Raw genomic sequence first — 18785 nt, 5'->3', positions numbered from 1 at the left:
AATCCCCGCGTGATGTCGGCGCACAGGTGCTGCGCCTGGGGCGAAGGGGCTCACATGACAAATGCTCGCATGACCAGAACCAGAGGCTGGTGGAGAGCCGCGGCGATCGTGCTGGCCGGGGTGGTCGGGGGCGCGCTGCTGCCCGCCGCTCCCGCCGCCGCCGTGCACGGGCCGGTTCCCCGCGACTTTAACGGTGACGGGTATCGCGACGCCGTTCTGCCCGCTCCCGGCGCGAACGTGTCCGGCAAGGAAAGCGCCGGTGCGGTAGTCGTGCTGTACGGATCCGCGTCCGGACTCTCGACGACGCGGCGGAAGACCATCACGCAGAACACCTCCGGAGTGCCGGGCACCAGCGAGGCGTACGACGGCTTCGGAACCGCCACCACCACGGCCGACCTGAACCGCGACGGCTACGCCGACCTTGTGGTCTCGACGCCCTACGAGGACACCTCCCAAGGCGCCGACTCCGGCCTGGTCACGGTCCTGTGGGGCGGCAGCGGCGGGCTGACCAACGGCACGAACCTGCCAACCCCCTCCGACGACCCCGGGTACTTCGGTCTCGATGTCGCCGCACTCAGCAGCGGGCCGGGCCCGGACACCGAGGTCCTGGTCAGCGGGTACGACGGATCCGTCCGCTTCCGGGGACCGTTCCGCCGTACCGGCACCTTTGGATCCGCCTCCCTGAACCAGAGAACCCCATCCGTCGAGACCGTCGCGCTCGGCGACGTCAATGAGGACCTGTCGCCGGACGAGGCAGTGATCACCTCACGCATGAGCGGGCTGACCGGCGGCGAGATCTATCTGAACCCCGAGTCCGGGGCCGACCGGCCGACCTCCCTGAAGAAGGGCAACGGTCTGGTCGCGGCCTACGGCGACCTCAACGGCGACGGGTACGACGACCTGGTGGTCGGCGACCCGGATGAGCCCGAAGTCCCGGGCGCGGACGGCGCGTTGGGCGGGAGTGTCTCCGTCTGGTACGGGTCGGCGGATGGCATCGCGACCGACGCGCAGCCCGTGCGCATCTCGCAGGACACCGCAGGCGTACCCGGCACGAGCGAAAAGTACGACGCCTTCGGCGGGTCCGTGGCGGTGGTCGACCTCAACCACGACGATCTTGCCGACATCGTCGTCGGGACCCCGTACGAAAGCCTCGGCGGCGCGAAGCGTGCCGGAATGGTGACCGTGATCCCCGGCCGGGCGTCGGGCGCGCTCGGCACCGGGTCGTACTCCTACACGCAGGACACCTCCGGTATGCCGGGCAGCTCGGAGACCGACGACTTCTTCGGGACCACGGTTTCGGCCGCCGACATCAACCGGGACGGCAAGCCGGAGCTCTTCATCAGCGCATCCGGGGAGAACCTCTCGCTCGGCGCGGTCTGGGTCCTGCCCGGCGCCTCCACACGCCCCACGACCACAGGCAGCAGGATGATCCTTCCCTCCTCGGTCGGCCTCACCCAGAGCACCCTGGTCCTGCTGGGCGGCAACGGCCTGCTCAATGTGATCTGAGCGGCAGGACAACCAAGAGGGGCATGGGGAAGGGCCCGGAACCGTGCTGGTTCCGGGCCCCTCGTGTCATGTCCGTACGAGGATCAGCTCGCCGAAGCCGACGCGCTCGGCTGCGTGTCCGTGCTGTCGTGAGTCTCGTCCGGGGCGACGCCCATCGTCAGGTGGGCGTGGACGCCCTTGGCCATGTTCTTCTTGTTGTACTTGAGGTACAGGAGGCCGCCTTCGTGGCCGTTGTCCGGGTAGATCGTGTCCTCGTCGAGGGTCGTGCGGGTGGTGGTGTTCGTGGAGTACGGGGACACCTCCGCCGATGCCAGGACCGCCTTCTCGGCGAAGAAGAGCTGGCCGGTGTGGCAGGTGTGGCCACCCTCGTAACCGGCGGACGTCCACTCGCCGTCCACGTGGACCTTCACATGGATGTGCACACAGCGGCCCTGGTACCAGCCCGGGAAGATCGTCTTGAAGGTGACGTAGCCGTGCTTGTCGGTCTTCCAGGTGCCGCGCAGGTACCGCTCGTCGTCGGTGGGCTCGGAGTGGCCGCCGCCGGTGCCGCCCGAGGGCGCGCCGGACGGGGGCTCGCCCGTGGGCGTCCCCGAGGGGGCGTCGGAGGGAGCACCGGACGGCGGGGTGCCACCGCCACCCGCTCCGCCGCTGCCCATCGCCTCGTAGCCGGAGTACACGCCGAGCGCCGTGCAGTGCCAGATGTCGACGGCCGCGTTCTTGACGGGCTTGCAGGTCTCCGCGTCGATCACCTTGAGCTCGAGGGTCACGGGGATGCCCTCCTGGTCCTCGGTGATGTCCTGGCGGATCTTGTCCGCGTCGATGTAGTACGGGCCCTCGGTGGTCTCCGTGGTGAGCTTGTAGCACGTCTCGGCGCTCGACGCTGATGACGAGGCGTCGCCGCCCGTCTCGCCCGCGAACGCGTTCACGGCGATGCCGCCGCCCACGCCCACGGCCGCGACAGCCGCTCCACCTGCTACGACGACCTTGCGTCGCGTCATGTTCCGTTTGTGCGCCGGTCCTTGGGTCTCAGTCATGCGCCGGACGCTAGGGACGGAACCTGTCAATGACGTGGGTAAGGACTGTGGTTTCGCGTGTTCACGCAAAAGTGGCTCGGAACCGGTGTCGGTTCCGAGCCACCCTCACACGAAGAACTACTTCGGCTGCGGCTTCCGCACCGAGAGGTGCAGCTCCCGCAGACGGGCCTCGTCCAGCTCCGTCGGCGCGCCCATCATCAGGTCCTGCGCGTTGCCGTTGAGCGGGAACGCGATCGTCTCGCGGATGTTCGGCTCGTCCGCGAGCAGCATGACGATGCGGTCGACGCCCGGGGCGATGCCGCCGTGCGGCGGGGCGCCGAAGCGGAAGGCGCGGAGCATGCCGGCGAACTGCTCCTCGACGGTCTCACGGGCGTAGCCCGCGATCTCGAAGGCCTTGAGCATGATCTCGGGCTCGTGGTTCCGGATCGCGCCGGAGGACAGCTCGACGCCGTTGCAGACGATGTCGTACTGCCAGCCGAGGATGTCCAGCGGGTCCTGGGTCTCCAGGGCTTCCAGGCCGCCCTGCGGCATCGAGAAGGGGTTGTGCGAGAAGTCGATCTTCCCGTCCTCGTCCTTCTCGTACATCGGGAAGTCGACGATCCAGCAGAACCGGAAGACGTTCTCCTCGAAGTGACCGGCGCGCTTGGCGGCTTCCACCCGCACCGCGCCCATGATCTTCGAGACCTCGTCGAACTCGCCCGCTCCGAAGAAGACCGCGTGGCCGGCGGAGAGCGACAGGCGCTTCGTCAGCTCCGCGACGTTCTCCTCCGTCAGGAACTTCGCGATCGGCCCCGTCAGTGAGCCGTCTTCGGCGACACGGACCCAGGCCAGGCCCTTCGCGCCCTGCGAGACCGCGAAGTCACCGAGCTGGTCGAAGAACTTCCGGGGCTGCGACGACACGTCCGGCACCGGCAGGGCGCGTACGTGCCGGCCCGCGAAGGCCTTGAACTCGGAGCCCTCGAAGATGTCGGTGATGTCGACGAGCTCCAGCTGGGCCCGCAGGTCCGGCTTGTCGGAGCCGTACTTCAGCATCGCCTCGCGGAACGGGATGCGCGGGAAGGGGGACGTCACATGACGGCCGTTCCCGAACTCCTCGAAGAGTTCCGTCATGAGCGTCTCGATGGGCTGGAAGACGTCTTCCTGCTCTACGAAGCTCATCTCCACGTCGAGCTGGTAGAACTCGCCCGGCGAGCGGTCCGCGCGCGCGTCCTCGTCGCGGAAGCACGGCGCGATCTGGAAGTAGCGGTCGAAGCCGGAGATCATCAACAGCTGCTTGAACTGCTGCGGAGCCTGGGGGAGGGCGTAGAACTTGCCCGGGTTCAGACGGGAGGGCACGACGAAGTCGCGGGCGCCCTCGGGGGAGGTCGCGCTCAGGATCGGCGTCGCCATCTCGTTGAAGCCCAGCGCCGTCATCTTGTGACGGATCGCCGAGATCACGGCCGTACGCAGCAGGATGTTGCGGTGCATGCGCTCGCGGCGCAGGTCCAGGAAGCGGTACTCCAGGCGCCGCTCCTCGTTGACCCCGTCCTCCGCGTTGATCGTGAACGGGAGCGGGGCGGCCGCACCGAGCAGCTCGACCTCGCTCACCTCGACCTCGATCTCGCCGGTGGGCAGGTCCGTGTTCACGTTGTCCGCGCCGCGCGAGACGACCTTGCCGTCGACGCGGACCGTCGACTCCTTGGAGAGCTTGTCGAGGGCCTCGTAGGCGGGCGTGCCGGGGCGGGCGACCAGCTGCGTGATGCCGTAGTGATCGCGCAGATCGATGAAGAGGATGCCACCCAGGTCTCGGCGATTGTGCAGCCAGCCGCTCAGCCGGACGTCGCTTTCGACGTCAGAGGCGCGGAGCTCGCCGCAGGTGTGGGACCTGTACCGATGCATCGTCGTTCATCCAGTCTTCGCGGATTGGGGGCTGATGATCCGGATCTGCTCATCCGGGTCTGTTTCACGTGAAACGTCGGGGCCGAAGCCCGGACCTCCCAAGGGTACCGGGCACCCCAAGATCGCCACTCCCCAATACTCTCGGTGGCAGGCATCGATTACCTCTTCATACAGTGGGGCAATGCGCACTGGTGAGCCCCTGCCCGGCGTGGGGGACGTCCTGGCCGCCCTCGCGACCGGCCTGTGGCGCTGGGACAACGCCGCGGGGCTGGTCACCTTCGATGCCGAAGCCGCCCGGCTCATCGGGCTGCCCCCGAAGCCCACGACACTCACCGAGGCGGGCACACGCGCCCATTTCCATCCCGTCGACTGGAACGAGATCGACGGAGTCGTGCAGCTCGCCGTCGCCGAGGGCACTCTCGCCGAGGCCCGGATGCGGATCATGGACGAGCACGGCCGGGTGATCCGGACCGTCCGCAGCCGCTCCAAGCCGATCATCGACCCGCAGACCGGGGAGTACGAGCTGATCGGCACCCTCCAGGAGGTCAGCGAGCAGCCGCCGGGAGCCGCCGCGCGCACCCCCGTCACCGGCGACTGGCGCCGCTCTCGGGAGGCGTTCCTGCTGGACGCGGGACGGGCGCTCGCCGAGGCGCGGTCCACGGCGGAGGTGCTGCGGGTCGCGGCCGGCCTGTCGATGCCCGGGTTCTCGCCGGACGGGCTCGCCGTCTTCGGCGCGAAGGGCGACCGGCTGACGATCATCGGTCATCACGGGCATCTGCCGGGGGCCGAGGAACCGTTCTCGCACATGTCCCTGACCACGGACTATCCGGCCGCCGAGGTCGTCCGCACCGGCCGTGCCGTCTATCTCTCCTCCCCCGAGGACTACAAAGAACGCTACCCCGTCTCCTGGCCGCTGGCTCAGACCTTCGGCCGGCATTCCTGGGCCTTCCTGCCGCTCACCGTCGCGGGGCGCACCATGGGCGCGTGGATGGCGGCCTTCGCGTATCCCGTCAGCTTCACGCCCGACGAGCGCTCGGTTCTGACGACCGTCGCCCGCATGCTCGCGCAGGCCCTCTCGCGCGCCGGAGCCGCCGAGACCGAGCGGGAGCTGACCGACGGCCTCCAGCGCTCGATGCTGCCCACGCTGGGCCCCGAGATCCCGGGCATGACCGTCGCCGCCCGCTATGTGCCCACCGGTGGCGGCCTGCAGGTCGGCGGCGACTGGTACGACATGATCCCGCTCCCCACCGGCCGCTTCGCCCTGGTCATCGGCGACGTCCAGGGCCACGACGTCCGCGCGGCCGGCCTGATGGGCCAGCTCCGCATCGCCCTGCGCGCGTACGCCTCCGAGGGCCACCGCCCGGACGCGGTACTCTCCCGGGCCTCGCGTTTCCTGTACGGGGTCACGGACTCGGTGACGTACGGGTCGAGCGGCGGCGGTACGAGTGAGGGCGCGGGCGGCGGGCCCGACGGGGACGACGGCGCTGACCTGCGCTTCGCGACCTGCCTGTACGTCGAGGTCGACCCGGCGACCGGGACGCTCGACATCGCCCGCGCCGGGCACCCGGACCCAGCGATACGCATGACCGACGGAACCGTGCTGATGCGGCCGACCGCGGGCGGGCTGCCGCTCGGCATCGATCCGGACGCCGACTACCCGACGACCCGGCTCGTCCTGGAGCCCGGGGAAACCATGCTGATCTGCACCGACGGGCTGATCGAGACCGGGGGCCACGACCTCGACACCGGCTGGCGGCGCATCCGCCGGACCCTCGAAGCCCACGACGGCGACATGGAGTCCCTCGCCGAAGCCCTGGTCCAGGCCGTGCATGGGCCCTCCTCGCACCACACCACCGGGCCGCTGGCCGACCGGCGCGAGGACGACATCGCCGTACTGCTGCTGTGCCGGGTGGCGCCCGGCTGCGGCTGCGGCGACACGGTCACGGCCGTACGGCCGCCGATGCGGCGCACGATGCTGACCGTGGCGCAGGCCGAGCCCGAGCGGATCGCCGGGGCCCGCCAGCAGGTGCGGGAACTCCTCCACGACTGGGCCTGCGAGGACCAGCGCGACTCCGCGGTCCTGCTCGTCTCGGAGATGGTCACCAACGTCCTCGTGCACACCGACGCCGACGCGCTGCTCGTCGCCGAGGTGGCGGGCGACCCGGGCAAGCGGCGGATACGCGTCGAGGTCACCGACGCCAGCGACGACCTGCCGCACCGGCGCCATCCCGGGGAACTGGCGTCCTCGGGGCGGGGATTGGTGCTCATGGAGCTCCTCGCGGAATCGTGGGGCGTGGACCCGCGGGGCGAGGGGAAGAGCATCTGGTTCGAGTTCTACGAGCCCGCCGAGCCGTCCGGCGAGGCGTAGCGCGTCCGCAGTTCCGAGACGACCCCGAACGCGGCCGCGGTCAGCGGGACGGCGAGCAGCATGCCCAGGATTCCGGCGACGGACGCGCCCCCCGTGATCGTGAGCATCACCACCGCCGGATGCATCTGCACAGTCCGGCTCTGGATCATCGGCTGCAGCACATGCCCCTCCAGGACCTGCACGGCGAGGACCACCCCGAGCGCCCACAGCGCGATGACGAACCCCCGGTCCGCGAGCGCGACCAGCACGGCCACCGAGCCGGAGAGGAACGCGCCGAGATACGGGATGTACGCGGTCACGAAGACGAGCGCACCCAGCCCCACCGCGCCCGGGACGCGCAGGATCAGCAGCCCGATGGTGATGCAGAGGGCGTCGATGAGCGCGATGATCGTCGTCCCGCGCATGAAGCCCTCGACGGCCTGGAAGGCGCGCCGGGCCATGGCTTCGACCGTGTCGGAGGTGCCGCGCGGCGCCAGCGACCGAAGCGCGCCGACCGCCCGGTGCGAGTCTCGCAGGAAGAAGAAGACGAGCAGCAACGCCAGTACGGCCACGGCGATGGACTCGCCCACGACGCTCACGCCGCTGATGACATTGGACGCGGCCGTGCCGCCGAACTTGGTCAGCAGATCCTTGGAGTTGGAGGCGAGGTCGTCGAGGGAGGTGCCCGCCGCCCCGAAGTGCTCCGCGACGGACTTCGCCGCCTGTTTGAGCGAGGCGACGATCTGGTCCCCGGTGTCGATGAGCGCGGCGACGACGATGTAGACGGCGCCACCGACGACCACGACCACGGCGACACAGGTGAGCCCGGCGGCGAGCGACCGGTTGACCCGTACCTTCACCAACTGCCGGTACAGCGGCCTGAGCAGCGCGGTCCCGAGCAGGGCGAGCAGTACCGGCACCACCGCCGTACGGAACTCCCCGCACAGCCGGACCCCGACCCACGCCACACCGGCGACGAGCAGGAGCACGACGCACCACGCGGCCAGCCGCCGGGCGCCTTCGGGGAGTAGCTGCACGCTTCCACCCGAACACGCGCCGGGCGCGCCGTCCTCCGGTGAGGGCCCGCCCGGGTGACACAGCGTCAGCGACCGGCGCCACGCGGTACGGTCAGGCCGTGGCGCTGGTGATCACGGCGAAGGGCGCTCCGAACGGGTCGAGCAGCATGGCGAGGCGTCCGACACCTTCGGCGTCGACGGCGGGGATGATGACCGTCGCGCCCAGCTCCTGGGCCCTGGCCACCACGGTGTCGCAGTCCTCGACCTCGAAGTACGGGTGCCATTCGGAGGACGAACCGCGCTGCATGTGCTCCGCCGGGAGCTGCATGATGCCGCCGTGCATGGTCGTCTCGCCGCCGCCCGCGGGACCGGCGATGGTGTAGACGACGTCCGGGCCCATGGGCATGTCGCGCATGTCCCACGACAGGACCGTGCGGTAGAAATCCTTCGCAGCCGCGGCATCGGTGGTGTAGAGCTCGATCCAGCTGAGGGTGCGGGGCTCGTTGACGACCTCCAGGCCGTCCATGTCCCGGGCTTCCCATACGGCGAACTCGGCGCCCGTGGGGTCCGTGAAACCGGCCATCCGCCCCTCGGTGAAGACGTCGGTGGGCGGGAAGCGGACCGTGCCGCCGGCCTGTTCCACCGCTTTCGCGGTGGCGTCGGCGTCCAGCGTGCGGAAGTAGACCGTCCAGGCGGACGACGCCCCCTCCTCGGTCAGCGGGCCGACCGCGGCCAGGGTCTTGCCGTCCTTCTGCAGGAAGCCGTACCCCCCGGCCTCCGGTCCCGCGGACTGGAACTGCCAGCCGAACGTGCCCTCGTAGAAGGCGGCGGCCGCGTCGATGTCCGGTGTCCCCAGGTCGAGCCAGTTCGGCCCGCCCGGAACGTCTGTCGAGGTGAGCATGGAGCGCTCCTAGCAGGTGAGTTGCGGTGGCTCGGAGGAGAAGAGCCGGGTCGCGATGACCCCGCCGACACGTCTGCCCGACAAGCTACCCGCCGAGCACCGAGCGGGCATGCCGAACAGCACGCGCGCACGGGAAAGCCCCGTCCGGTGAAACGGACGGGGCTTTCCCGTGACTCGTCCGACGGAGGCCTACAGCCCGCTCTCGGACATCCCGTGCACGGCGGGGATCGTCCCGAGCCGGCCCTTCTGGAAGTCCTCGAACGCCTGCTGGAGTTCCTCGCGGGTGTTCATGACGAACGGGCCGTAGTGCGCCATCGGCTCACGGATGGGCTGTCCGCCGAGAAGGACGACCTCCAGGTCCGGCGTGTGGGAGTCCTGCTTCTCGTCCGCGCGGACGGTCAGCGCGGAGCCGTCGCCGAAGACGGCGGTCTGGCCCAGCTTGACCGGACGACGGTCGGTGCCGACCGTGCCGCTGCCGGCCAGGACGTACGCCAGGCCGTTGAAGTCCTCGCGCCAGGGCAGGTTGAGCTCCGCGCCCGGTGCCACCGTCGCGTGGATCATCGTGATCGGGGTGTGGGTGATGCCGGGGCCCTGGTGGCCGTCCAGCTCACCGGCGATGACCCGCAGCAGCGCGCCGCCGTCGGGCGTAGTCAGCAGCTGGACGTTGCCGCCGCGGATGTCCTGATAGCGCGGCGGCATCATCTTGTCCTTGGCCGGCAGGTTCACCCACAGCTGGAGACCGTGGAAGAGGCCGCCCGAGACAACCAGGTGCTCCGGCGGGGCCTCGATGTGCAGCAGGCCCGCACCCGCGGTCATCCACTGGGTGTCTCCGTTGGTGATGGTGCCGCCACCGCCGTTGGAGTCCTGGTGGTCGAAGATCCCGTCGATGATGTAGGTGACGGTCTCGAAGCCGCGGTGGGGATGCCACGGGGTCCCTTTCGGCTCCCCAGGCTGATACTCAACCTCACCCATCTGGTCCATCATGATGAACGGGTCCAGGTGCTGGTAATTGATCCCGGCGAACGCCCGGCGGACCGGGAAGCCCTCGCCCTCGAAGCCGCTGGGCGCGGTCGTCACGGCGAGCACGGGACGGGCTACGGCGTCGGCGGGCGCGACCACACGGGGCAGGGTCAGCGGGTTCTCGACAGTCACTGCAGGCATGTCGGTACCTCCTTGTGGTCCGAGTTTAGTTGAACGATGAACTTTCCGCCACCCATAACAACGGACGCCCGGAGGGCATTCCCTCCGGGCGTCCGGGATGTCGTACGAGAGCGGGGCCTGTGGCCCCTGAGGCCTATCCGTACATACGACGCATCGCGAAGTCGACCATCTGCTCGACGGCCTTGGCATCGAAGACCATCCGGTGCTCGCCCTCCATGTCGAGGACGAAGCCGTAGCCGGTCGGCAGTAGGTCGATCACCTCGGCACCGGTGATCACGAAGTACTTGGACTCCTTGCCGGCGTACCGGCGCAGCTCCTTGAGCGAGGTGAACATCGGAATCACCGGCTGCTGGGTGTTGTGCAGCGCGAGGAATCCGGGGTTGTCGCCGCGCGGGCAGTACACCTTCGACGTCGCGAAGACCTGCTGGAAGTCCTCGGCGGACATCGACCCCGTGGTGAACGCGCGGACCCCGTCCGCGAGGGACGGTGGGGACGGCTCCGGGTACAGCGGGGGCTGCTGGCCGTAGCCGCCGGGCATCTGCCCGCCCGGCATCTGCTGCTGCGGCGGGACGTACCCCTGCTGGGCGCCTGCGCTCTGGTCGTAGCCGTACATGCGTCAAAGAGTAGTGGGCCACATATGGACCATCAGGGGTTGATTCTTATTACTGACGGGTAGCATCATCGTAGCTACTTGTTGGTACGTGAACTAGGTGCGAGGAGTCAGTGCCTCGCCGATCCCTTAACGGAGCCGTCGCCATGGGGCACTACAAGTCGAATCTCCGCGACATCGAGTTCAACCTCTTCGAGGTGCTCGGGCGCGACAAGCTGTACGGCACCGGCCCGTTCGCGGAGATGGACACGGACACCGCCAAGAGCATCCTCGAGGAGCTGACGCGCCTCTCGGAGAACGAGCTGGCCGAGTCCTTCGCGGACGCCGACCGCAACCCGCCGGTCTTCGACCCGGAGACCAACACGGCGCCCGTACCCGAGACCTTCAAGAAGAGCTACAAGGCCTTCATGGAATCCGAGTACTGGCGCCTCGGCCTGCCCGAGGAGATCGGCGGCACCACCTCGCCCCGCTCCCTGATCTGGGCGTACGCGGAGCTCGTGCTCGGCGCCAACCCGGCGGTCTGGATGTACTCCTCCGGCCCGGCCTTCGCGGGCATCCTCTACGAGGAGGGCAACGAGGTCCAGAAGCACATCGCGAAGATCGCCGTCGAGAAGCAGTGGGGCTCCACCATGGTCCTCACCGAGCCGGACGCGGGCTCGGACGTGGGCGCGGGCCGCACCAAGGCGGTCCAGCAGGAGGACGGCTCCTGGCACATCGAGGGCGTGAAGCGCTTCATCACGTCCGGTGAGCACGACATGGAGGAGAACATCCTCCACTACGTCCTCGCCCGCCCCGAGGGCCACGGCCCCGGCACCAAGGGCCTGTCCCTCTTCCTCGTCCCGAAGTACGAGTTCGACTTCGAGACCGGCGAGCTGGGCGAGCGCAACGGCGCCTACGCGACGAACGTCGAGCACAAGATGGGCCTGAAGGCCTCCAACACCTGCGAGATGACCTTCGGCGACCGCCACCCCGCCAAGGGCTGGCTGATCGGCGACAAGCACGACGGCATCCGTCAGATGTTCCGCATCATCGAGTTCGCCCGCATGATGGTCGGCACGAAGGCGATCTCCACGCTGTCGACGGGCTACCTGAACGCCCTCGAGTACGCCAAGGAGCGCGTCCAGGGCCCCGACCTGGCGAACTTCATGGACAAGACCGCGCCCAAGGTCACCATCACGCACCACCCGGACGTGCGCCGCTCGCTGATGACGCAGAAGGCGTACGCGGAGGGCATGCGCGCTCTGGTGCTGCACACCGCCGCGATCCAGGACGAGATCCAGGTCAAGGAGGCCGCCGGCGAGGACACCGCCGCCCTCGAGGCCCTCAACGACCTGCTCCTGCCGATCGTCAAGGGCTACGGCTCCGAAAAGGGCTACGAGCAGCTCGCCCAGTCGCTGCAGACCTTCGGCGGCTCCGGCTTCCTGCAGGAGTACCCGATCGAGCAGTACATCCGCGACGCCAAGATCGACACCCTGTACGAGGGCACGACGGCGATCCAGGGCCAGGACTTCTTCTTCCGGAAGATCGTCCGCAACCAGGGCACGGCGCTGAACTCCCTCGCCGAGGACATCAAGAAGTTCCTGGCGCTCGGCACCGGCGGCGAGGAGCTCTCCACCGCCCGTGAGCGGCTCGCCAAGGCGGCCGTCGAGCTGGAGGCCATCGTCGGCCTGATGCTCACCGACCTCGCGGCAACCGAGCAGGACGTCAAGAACATCTACAAGGTGGGCCTGAACACGACCCGCCTGCTGATGGCCTCCGGCGACGTGGTCGTCGGCTACCTGCTGCTGCGCGGTGCCGCCGTGGCCGCCGAGAAGCTGGAGACGGCCTCCGCCAAGGACAAGCCCTTCTACACGGGCAAGATCGCGGCCGCGAAGTTCTTCGCCGCGAACGTCCTGCCGGGCGTCACCGGCGCCCGCAAGCTCGCCGAGGGTGTGGAGCTGGACCTGATGGAGCTGGACGAGGCGGCGTTCTAAGAGATCACCCGCCGCGGCTGCGGGCAGTCCCACCGCAAGTGGCGACTGCCCGCCGGTCCTGGCTGCGGCTGCGGGCAGTCGTGCCGCTGGGGCGACCTACCCGCACAGCTGCGGGCATGCACGCCGGCCCTGCCCGGTACCCGGGCTCGGGGTTGCCGTCGGATGGGTGCGCTCATCGGCACCGGGCAGGGTGCCGCTCTCTTCGGGACGGGTGCCGCCCCTTGCGACACACCTGCCCGTAGCCAGGACGGTGATCTGCGCGCCCGGCGCGATCACCCCACCCGGGACCGGGTGGGGCGACTGACCGGACCCTGTCCGTCCGGTCGGTCGCCCCACCCTCCCCATCCCCCTTACGAGGGCCCGCTCCCATCCTTGGGGAGTGGGCCTTTGTGCGTCGTTAAGGTGAACCCATGAGTGCACCCTCCCGCTTCGATCGCGGCCATACCGACGACCTCATGTCCTTCCTGGCGGCGAGCCCGACGCCGTACCACGCGGTGGCGAACGCCGCCGAGCGACTGGAGAAGGCCGGATTCCGTCAGGTCGCCGAGACCGACGCCTGGGAGGGCACGAGCGGCGGGAAGTACGTGCTGCGCGGCGGCGCGATCGTGGCCTGGTACGTGCCGGAGGGCGCCGCGCCGCACACCCCGTTCCGGATCGTGGGCGCACACACCGACTCCCCGAACCTGCGGGTCAAGCCGCTGCCGGACAGCGGCGCGCACGGCTGGCGGCAGGTGGCCGTGGAGATCTACGGCGGACCGCTGCTGAACTCCTGGCTGGACCGCGACCTCGGCCTCGCGGGACGCCTGTCGCTGCGGGACGGCTCGACCCGCCTGGTGAACATCGACCGCGCCCTGCTGCGCGTGCCCCAACTCGCCGTCCACCTCGACCGTTCCGTCAGCACCGACGGGCTCAAGCTCGACAAGCAGCGCCATCTGCAGCCCGTCTGGGGGCTCGGCGACCCCCGCGAGGGCGACCTGATCGCCTTCCTGGAGGAGGAGCTGGGGCTCGCCACGGGCGAGGTCACCGGCTGGGACCTGATGACCCACTCCGTCGAGCGGCCCTCCTACCTCGGCCGCGACAAGGAGCTGGTGGCGGGCCCGCGCATGGACAACCTGCTCTCCCTGCACGCGGGTACGGCGGCGCTGGTCGCGGCGGCGGCGGGCGACTCCGGGCTCCCGTACATCCCCGTACTCGCGGGCTTCGACCACGAGGAGAACGGCTCGCAGAGCGACACCGGTGCCGACGGGCCGCTGCTCGGCAGCGTGCTGGAGCGTTCGGTGTTCGCGCGCGGCGGCTCGTACGAGGACCGGGCGCGCGCCTTCGCGGGCACGGTCTGTCTGTCCTCCGACACGGGCCACGCCGTCCACCCCAACTACGCCGAGCGGCACGACCCGACGCATCACCCGCGCGCCAACGGTGGCCCCATCCTCAAGGTGAACGTCAACAACCGCTACGCCACGGACGGTTCGGGCCGCGCGATCTTCGCCGCCGCCTGCGAGAAGGCCGGAGTGCCCTTCCAGTCCTTCGTCTCCAACAACGCGATGCCCTGCGGCACCACCATCGGCCCCATCACCGCGGCCCGGCACGGCATCAAGACCGTCGACATCGGCGTGGCCATCCTCTCCATGCACAGCGCCCGCGAACTCTGCGGCGCCGACGACCCGTTCCTGCTGGCCAACGCACTGGTGGCGTTCTTGGAGGGATAGTCCCCCGTCGTTCCCCCACGGCGATTCCGCATGGCCCGTGGGGTCGCGGGTACTCGGCTCCCGCCCGGAACACCTGGACCGGGCAGGGAGGCGAGACTTATGGGCCTGGGCGGATGCATCATCCTGATCGCCGCGGGCGCGATCCTCACGTTCGCGACCGACTGGAACATGCAGGGAGTCAACCTCGACCTGGTCGGGGTCATCTTCATGATCGTCGGGCTGATCGGCGTGGCGACGTTCAGCAGCATCGCCCGGCGCAGGCGGGTGGTCGTGCCGCCGACCACCCCGGTGGTCGAGGAGGAACGACACCACCGGGGCGGCTACAACGACGGATACGGCGTGTAAGCGCTCAAGTCCGGCCGTACGTCAGTCGTCCAGGCCCGCGAGGACGAGCGCCAGCCGGTCCGCACCGCCCTCGGTGAGGCGGACCGGTACTCCCCAGTCCTGCTGGTGGACGTGGCAGGCCGGGTACTCGTTGGCGGGATCGTCGTCGCAGGACGCCGCCATCGCGGAGACGTGCAGAACCCCTTCGGTGACAGCCGGGTTCAGCTCCAGGGCGCGGAAGAGATCGGTTCCCGCGCCCTCGCCCTCGATCAGCAGCTCGGGCGGGGTCGAGGAGACCAGCAGCCGGGTGGACGGGCCGATGGGGGTCCCCCCTGCTCGAGCGGAGTCGAGAACTTGGGGGAGGGTGTCCAGCTTCTGGCCGGCCGGCGCCTGGAAGATGACTTCCAACCGGAGGCCACCCGGGGCGACTTCGGTGGCCGCGCGCTGTGTGCGGTGGGCGACCGACTCGACCCGCACGGCCTCCTCGGGGAGCCGCAGCCGGGTCAGCCGGTGGCGGGCGGACTCGACGACCACGATGTCGTCGCCGACGAGGACCGCGTCGCTCGGTTCCCGCAAGTCCGTGGCCAGCGTGGTCACTTCGCCGGTCACCGGGTCGTAGCGGCGCAGCGCGTGGTTGTACGTGTCGCTCACCGCCACCGAGCCGTCCGGGAGCGCGGTGACGCCCAACGGGTGTTGGAGCAGCGCCTGTTCGGCCGCTCCGTCGCGGTGTCCGAAGTCGAAGAGTCCGGTGCCGACGGCGGTGTGCACGACACCGTCGAGGTCCACCCAGCGCAGCGCGGACGTCTCGGAGTCGGCCAGCCAGAGCCGGTCGGCGGTGGCGGCGAGCCCCGACGGCTGCGCGAACCAGGCCTCGGCGCCCGGCCCGTCGACGAGCCCCTCGTTGGTCGTACCGGCGGCGACCCCGACGGTCTTGTCGGCCGGGTCGTACGCCCACAACTGGTGCACACCGGCCATGGCGATCCACACGCGCCCGCCGAACACGGCCACGTCCCACGGCGAGGACAGGTCGACCGACCGCGCGGGCCCGGACGTCGGCGAGCCCTGCCACCACTGGCGGCCCGTCCCCGCGAGCGTCGTGACCTCGCCGGTCGCGAGATCGAGGCGGCGCAGGGCGTGGTTCACGGTGTCGGCGACGACCACGGCCCCGTCGTCCAGCAGCGCCAGCCCCTGCGGCTCGCTGAACCCGGCCGCCTCGGCCGCGCCGTCCACCAAGCCCCGTACACCGGATCCGATACGCCGTACGACGGTCTCGCCGTCGGCCTCCAGCTCCACCAGCTGATGCCGGGTCGTGTCGCTGACCAGCAGGTTCCCGCTCGGCAGGGCGAGTGCCTTGCCGGGGAAGCGGAGCGTCGTGGGCTCGGGCTCCGGCGCCACGTACGGTCCGTCGCCGCGCCGCAGAGTGCCCTTCGCCGCGTGCTCGGCCTCCAGTTCCTCCACCAGCCGGGCGATCGCGTGCGCATGCCCCTCGCCGGCGTGCTGTGCGACGACGTACCCCTCGGGGTCGATCACGACGAGCGTCGGCCAGGCGCGCACGGCGTACTGCTTCCAGGTCGCGAGCTCGGGGTCGTCGAGGACCGGGTGTTCCACCCCGTACCGCTCGACCGCGTCGACGACCGCCTGGTGCTCGGCCTCGTGCACGAACTTCGGCGAGTGCACCCCGATGATCACCACCGTGTCCCGGTGCTTCTCCTCCAGCTCCCGCAGCTCGTCCAGGACGTGCAGACAGTTGATGCAGCAGAACGTCCAAAAATCGAGAATCAATGTGCGACCTCGGAAGTCGGCGAGCTTCAGGTCCTTCCCACCGGTGTTGATCCAGCCGCCCTTGCCGATCAGCTCGGGGGCACGGACACGAGCACGCTTGCGGAGTGCGGGCGCGGGGGTGGGCGCCGGGGCAGCATCGTTCATGCTTCAAAGCTTGCCATCCTGGTATGAACGTCGGATCACACGCGTACGGCGGGGGGAGCGACGAATGGCTGCGGACGGGAACGAGACGACTGCCGGTGAGACGGCGCGGACGGAACAGAGCTTCATAGCGCTGCCGGACCGCACCGAGGACAAGCGGGAGCCATTCGCCACGTGTCTGGTGCATACGTCCGCGCTCCCGGTCGGCGCGGCTGTCCACTGGCAATCCGGGTTCAGGCATCGCGCCGTGGCCGTCGTCTCCGCTGAGGGGTGGCGGTGCATGACGTAGCTGACGTACCGGAGCACGGCTCTCACGGTCATGCGGCTCCCTCGGGGTGCGGGTGGTTCCGAAGCTCCACGTTGCAATCGCTGGCCCTGGAGTGGTCGCCCCGGAGGCGGGCTTCCCGGCGCTGTGTAGCCAGGGCGGCGCAGACCCCGCAGCCGGCCACCGGTACGGGCTCGGGGTCTGTTCGCAATGGCAGCTCTACCGGGGGTTGCGTATACGTGATCGCCTTCACGGCCCCGCTCCTTGTGTCGTCGGTGTAGCGACCACGCTAGGAACGCCGGAGCTGCAACTCCCGGGAGATTGCACGAGGTTGCACGGTTTTCACCTGAGTGTCTGCATGGCGCTCGTGATCAGCGCGCGGGCCTTCACTCCGTAGACGGCCATGTCGGCGAGTTCGGTGAACGTGTCCGCGTACGCGGCAACCTCGCTCGGCTGGGTCAGCGTGAGGTAGCCAGAGACCAGCTCGACGTTGACCTGTCCGGTGTCGAAGATCCAGAACCCTTCCACCGGCATCCGGGAGCGTTCGGTCCGTGTGGGGACCACGCCCAGGCTGACGCTGGGCAGTGAGCCGACCGTGAGGAGGTGGCGGAGCTGTTCCTCCTGCACGTCCGCCCCGCCGAGCCCGTTCCGCAAGACCGATTCCTCAACCAGGAACGCGAACCGCCGGTCACCCTCGTAGAGGACGCGCTGACGCTCCATGCGGACGGCGACCGCGTCGGCCACGTCGTCCACCTCTACTCGCCTCCACTGGACGGCCCGCAAAACCGTTTCGGTGTAGCCGTAGGTCTGGATCGGGCCCGGGATGAACCACGAGGAGTAGGAGCGGAACCGGCGGGTTCGCTCGAAGAGCGGGAGACGGGCTTCCTGTGCCTGCTTGAGCCCGGCGCGCTCCATGCGCCGCCACCCGACCCACATGCCTTCGGCGGTGCGCAGCGAGGCCAACAGGTCTTCCGTTTGATCTTCCGACCCGCACGCCTGGCACCACGCCCGGATGTCGTCAGCGGACGGGGGCGTGCGCGCGTTCATGATCCGTGACGACTTGGACGGGTGCCAGGAGCACAGACGGGCGATGTCCCGTCCGGTGAGGCCGGCATCCCGGCACAGCTCAGCGAGTCGATTCGCCAGAGCCTGCCGGGCCTGCTGTGCGCTTGATGAGGGTGAGACGGCCATGGTGGTGACAGCTCAGCGCGGTCGGTACTCCTCGTGCGGAACGGCCCGTTACCAGGCTGCTTCGAAGGCGACGGCGCACAGCTTCACCCGCTCGGGCTCCTCCGTGTACTCCCGCCCGTCCTGGTCGAGCTGCCCGTTCCCGGTGAAGTGGTGGAACAGCGCTTGCCCACCGTCGAACAGCCAGAAGTCAGTACCCGGCAAGGCCAAGTCCGTGGTCTGCCGCCGTGGCAGCCACCGGACCAGTTCACCCGCCGCGATGTTCGTGAAGGTGCAGTCGTGCTCGTACCGCACGTAGTCGCTGATCGGCTCCGACACGATCCGAAGCCGCCGGACCACGACCCCTCGGGCCGTCGCTTCGCTTACCGCGTCGTGCCAGCCGCCCCACCACGAAGACCGGTCACCGGGGTCGAGGCGCTTCCCCTGCTGCCACGCGATGAACTCGGGGTCATCGAGCATGTAGCTGTCACGCAACTCAAGGTGCACCGCCGAGTGCTGTGCTCGTGCCATTGCATGACGGGCGGGTGGCTGCACGGCCTGCCTCTCAGTTGTCGTCCGGGCGCGGGATGTAATTCAGCATCACCGCGGGCAACCGGATGATCGTCTCGTGGTCTGGAACGTCCATGGAGTGGCCCGGGATCGAACCGATCTCCTGGCACGCCTTCACCTCGTCCTCGGTCGCCTTGTACGACTGAATCAGAAGGTCGCCGGTCTCCTCGTGGAGCCAGATCGTCGGAGACTCGTCAGGCGGCGTGTTCGGGATGATGCCGAGGAACTTTAGGGTCATGGTCGCTCCCGCCGTCGAGTGGGTTGCACCAGCGTGCACGAGCCTCACCCCTGCGGCTGAGCCGCGCAAGAGGGCCTTCAGACAAGCGGTTGGGGTGCCAGCGAAGGGGCGAGAGCCCCTGCGCTCGCCGTCCCGATCAGAGGTGACGAGTGCGGAGGCTCGTGGT

16 protein-coding genes are annotated in these 18785 nt (G+C 69.5%); 6 read left to right on the top strand and 10 right to left on the bottom strand.

The genetic code is table 11. The features are described 5' to 3' along the window. Positions 1 to 69 precede the first annotated feature (69 nt). Complete coding sequence (locus OG390_RS26600) at positions 70 to 1506, top strand: VCBS repeat-containing protein (RefSeq protein WP_406171673.1); 1437 nt, start codon at positions 70 to 72, stop codon at positions 1504 to 1506. 83 nt (positions 1507 to 1589) lie between these two features. On the opposite strand, the gene OG390_RS26595 is transcribed toward OG390_RS26600, so the two are convergent. Both OG390_RS26595 and aspS read right to left on the bottom strand, forming a co-directional pair. Further along, positions 1590 to 2540, bottom strand: a complete 951-nt coding sequence (locus tag OG390_RS26595) for an intradiol ring-cleavage dioxygenase (RefSeq protein ID WP_406171671.1) — start codon at positions 2538 to 2540, stop codon at positions 1590 to 1592. Between the two features lie 117 nt (positions 2541 to 2657). Beyond that, positions 2658 to 4418, bottom strand: a complete 1761-nt coding sequence (gene aspS, locus OG390_RS26590) for an aspartate--tRNA ligase (protein WP_406171669.1) — start codon at positions 4416 to 4418, stop codon at positions 2658 to 2660. A 181-nt stretch (positions 4419 to 4599) separates the two neighbouring features. Here aspS and OG390_RS26585 point away from each other — a divergent pair, with 181 nt between their 5' ends. After that, positions 4600 to 6786 (top strand): SpoIIE family protein phosphatase, encoded by a 2187-nt coding sequence (locus tag OG390_RS26585; protein ID WP_406171667.1) that lies wholly within the window; start codon positions 4600 to 4602, stop codon positions 6784 to 6786. Here OG390_RS26585 and OG390_RS26580 read toward each other — a convergent pair. From OG390_RS26580 to OG390_RS26565, 4 genes are all read right to left on the bottom strand, one after another. Beyond that, positions 6753 to 7802: an AI-2E family transporter gene (locus OG390_RS26580; protein WP_406171665.1), complete on the bottom strand. Its 1050-nt coding sequence runs from the start codon at positions 7800 to 7802 to the stop codon at positions 6753 to 6755. The two genes, OG390_RS26585 and OG390_RS26580, sit on opposite strands and share 34 nt — an antisense overlap. 91 nt (positions 7803 to 7893) lie before the next feature. After that, positions 7894 to 8682: a VOC family protein gene (locus OG390_RS26575; RefSeq protein WP_406171663.1), complete on the bottom strand. Its 789-nt coding sequence runs from the start codon at positions 8680 to 8682 to the stop codon at positions 7894 to 7896. Positions 8683 to 8871: 189 nt separating this feature from the next. Further along, the gene (locus OG390_RS26570; RefSeq protein WP_406171661.1) at positions 8872 to 9843 is read right to left on the bottom strand and encodes a pirin family protein; all 972 of its coding nucleotides are present in this window, start codon (positions 9841 to 9843) and stop codon (positions 8872 to 8874) included. Between the two features lie 133 nt (positions 9844 to 9976). After that, positions 9977 to 10456, bottom strand: coding sequence for an SseB family protein (locus OG390_RS26565; RefSeq protein WP_399075893.1), 480 nt, complete (start codon positions 10454 to 10456; stop codon positions 9977 to 9979). A 143-nt stretch (positions 10457 to 10599) separates the two neighbouring features. Between OG390_RS26565 and OG390_RS26560 the strand changes: the two genes are divergently transcribed. The 3 genes from OG390_RS26560 (at position 10600) to OG390_RS26550 (ending at position 14477) form a co-directional block, all read left to right on the top strand. Continuing rightward, the gene (locus OG390_RS26560; protein WP_406171659.1) at positions 10600 to 12426 is read left to right on the top strand and encodes an acyl-CoA dehydrogenase; all 1827 of its coding nucleotides are present in this window, start codon (positions 10600 to 10602) and stop codon (positions 12424 to 12426) included. 410 nt (positions 12427 to 12836) lie between these two features. Next, positions 12837 to 14132 (top strand): M18 family aminopeptidase, encoded by a 1296-nt coding sequence (locus OG390_RS26555; RefSeq protein ID WP_406171657.1) that lies wholly within the window; start codon positions 12837 to 12839, stop codon positions 14130 to 14132. A 99-nt stretch (positions 14133 to 14231) separates the two neighbouring features. Then, entirely contained in the window at positions 14232 to 14477 is a 246-nt protein-coding gene (locus OG390_RS26550; RefSeq protein ID WP_406171655.1) for a DUF6458 family protein, read from the top strand. Positions 14478 to 14498: 21 nt separating this feature from the next. On the opposite strand, the gene OG390_RS26545 is transcribed toward OG390_RS26550, so the two are convergent. Further along, positions 14499 to 16382 (bottom strand): NHL domain-containing thioredoxin family protein, encoded by a 1884-nt coding sequence (locus OG390_RS26545; RefSeq protein ID WP_406171654.1) that lies wholly within the window; start codon positions 16380 to 16382, stop codon positions 14499 to 14501. A 64-nt stretch (positions 16383 to 16446) separates the two neighbouring features. On the opposite strand from OG390_RS26545, the gene OG390_RS26540 reads away from it, so the two are divergent. Next, positions 16447 to 16668 (top strand): hypothetical protein, encoded by a 222-nt coding sequence (locus OG390_RS26540; RefSeq protein WP_406171652.1) that lies wholly within the window; start codon positions 16447 to 16449, stop codon positions 16666 to 16668. A 318-nt stretch (positions 16669 to 16986) separates the two neighbouring features. Here the strand turns inward: OG390_RS26540 and OG390_RS26535 are convergent, their stop codons facing one another. The 3 genes from OG390_RS26535 to OG390_RS26525 are packed head-to-tail and all read right to left on the bottom strand — an operon-like array spanning position 16987 to position 18619. Beyond that, complete coding sequence (locus OG390_RS26535; protein ID WP_406171650.1) at positions 16987 to 17835, bottom strand: helix-turn-helix domain-containing protein; 849 nt, start codon at positions 17833 to 17835, stop codon at positions 16987 to 16989. A 48-nt stretch (positions 17836 to 17883) separates the two neighbouring features. Beyond that, positions 17884 to 18342 (bottom strand): DUF6879 family protein, encoded by a 459-nt coding sequence (locus OG390_RS26530; RefSeq protein ID WP_406171649.1) that lies wholly within the window; start codon positions 18340 to 18342, stop codon positions 17884 to 17886. A 34-nt stretch (positions 18343 to 18376) separates the two neighbouring features. After that, on the bottom strand, positions 18377 to 18619 hold the full coding sequence (locus tag OG390_RS26525) for a hypothetical protein (RefSeq protein ID WP_406171647.1): 243 nt from the start codon (positions 18617 to 18619) through the stop codon (positions 18377 to 18379). Positions 18620 to 18785: the final 166 nt, after the last annotated feature.

Source organism: Streptomyces sp. NBC_00996 (assembly GCF_045162675.1).
Taxonomy (GTDB): Bacteria; Actinomycetota; Actinomycetes; order Streptomycetales; family Streptomycetaceae; genus Streptomyces.
Note: the sequence above shows the minus strand (reverse complement) of the source record. Positions and strands in the feature narration are given on the sequence as shown.